This window comes from Leuconostoc sp. (genome assembly GCF_965300815.1).
In genome coordinates this window covers 10,052-11,554 of the sequence record NZ_CBDKZH010000042.1, presented here as the reverse complement: position 1 = coordinate 11,554, position 1,503 = coordinate 10,052, and the positions used below count along the sequence as shown (strand labels likewise).

Genomic DNA, 1,503 nt, shown 5'->3' with positions numbered 1-1,503 from the left:
ATCAAACACCGACGCAATCCGGTGAGTTACTGCGTCTTAAAATGCTAAACGTTAAACATTTACCAAACATGTTAACTAGCCTTTAATCCCTAACATCACATGTGCTGAGCAACCACACTAAAAGGCTAAGGAGAGATTTTTTCATGGCGAAAAAGATTGTTGATGAGAATGGCAACACAGACGTGCAAAAGAAGCCATTTTATAAGCGTGGTTGGTTTTGGACGCTAGCGATTATTGTCGTACTTGTGATTGCGGCAATTGGTCGCGCTGACGACAGCGCAAAAAAGGTTTCCTCTGAACATAAAACAACTTCTTCAGCTAAGGTTAACCACCAAACATTCAAAGTTGGTGACACTGTCAAGGCAGATGGCGTTACTTTAAAACTCAATAAAGTGGACTATTATAACGGTAGTTCAATTTCAACACCAGATTCTGGCAAGATGTTCGTGATGGTGAATGTTACTATTACTAATGTCGATCGCAACAAAGTCAGCTACAACCCATTAGATTTCAAATTGGACGACAATGGCAACCAAACTAGCCTAACCGAAATTGTGCTAGATGATAATGGTCACAAAGTTGTGGGCGATGATTTGAAGTCCGGCGACCTGACCAAGGGCGCTTCCGTTACTGGTACACTCGTCGGTCAAGCCGTCCAAACAGATAAACTCAAGCTAATTTACACAGGGTCACTATTCTCAAAAGATGAGAAAATTACCTTTGACCTCGACTAATCCTTTATGCCCTTTTGGGCGTACATATATAGGCTAACCACCACGTTCTGATCGCACACAGGAGATGATTATGACGACAACAGTACAAGTTACTTTTCTATTGTTTGCTGCCCTACTGATTGGCGCATCAAAAAAACCAAACCTATCAAAAATATATCGGTTATGCCTTGCTCATTATCGGACTGATCATTTTAGCATATCGACTATTGCGCTGATGCCGCTCACTCGGGTCACAACAAACATCACCTACTCGGTCATAAGACGTGATTTTTAGAAAGGGATATCATGCTATATTTAACAGTCAAATTCATCATGACGCTCATTTTTTGGTTCTTAATTTTCAATCTATTCAATTTTATTTTTGAAAAAAAAAAGCTAAAAATGATGGTGTCGTCAAGTTTGTTAATCAATTACGGTCAACACAATATATCGTATTTATTTTAAGTGTATTGCTAATCGGCTTTCTCTTGAACTTGATCATCACACAGGGTGATTTTTATTATAAATGGCTTTGTATCTATTCAATTGTCCTGATATATTTGCTTTGTTTAAACAAATATCGAGATAAGCAATAATCACTAAACTGGACGTTTTAACACAAAAAAGCCGCCCTACCAGTAAACCTGATAGAACGGCTAGAATAGCGCTAGAGGGGATCGAACCCTCGATTTCGGCCTGAGAAGCCGACGTCTTAACCACTTGACCATAGCGCCATAACAAAATATAAGTATACCGAAAAAATACTGCCTCGTCAACAAGCAATCAAAAA

General features: G+C 39.1%; 1 protein-coding gene and 1 tRNA gene. One reads left to right on the top strand and one right to left on the bottom strand.

Annotated features, from left to right (window positions below; genetic code table 11):
- The first annotated feature begins 143 nt into the window (after nucleotides 1-143).
- On the top strand, nucleotides 144-734 hold the full coding sequence (locus ACW12G_RS04175) for a DUF4352 domain-containing protein (protein WP_455647345.1): 591 nt from the start codon (nucleotides 144-146) through the stop codon (nucleotides 732-734).
- 641 nt (nucleotides 735-1,375) lie between these two features.
- On the opposite strand, the gene ACW12G_RS04170 is transcribed toward ACW12G_RS04175, so the two are convergent.
- Nucleotides 1,376-1,447: transfer RNA gene (locus ACW12G_RS04170), tRNA-Glu, on the bottom strand.
- Nucleotides 1,448-1,503: the final 56 nt, after the last annotated feature.

Excerpts from the sequence above, each read along its gene's own strand:
- ACW12G_RS04175 (WP_455647345.1), top strand. The coding sequence starts at position 144 with ATGGCGAAAAAGATTGTTGATGAGAATGGCAACACAGACGTGCAAAAG.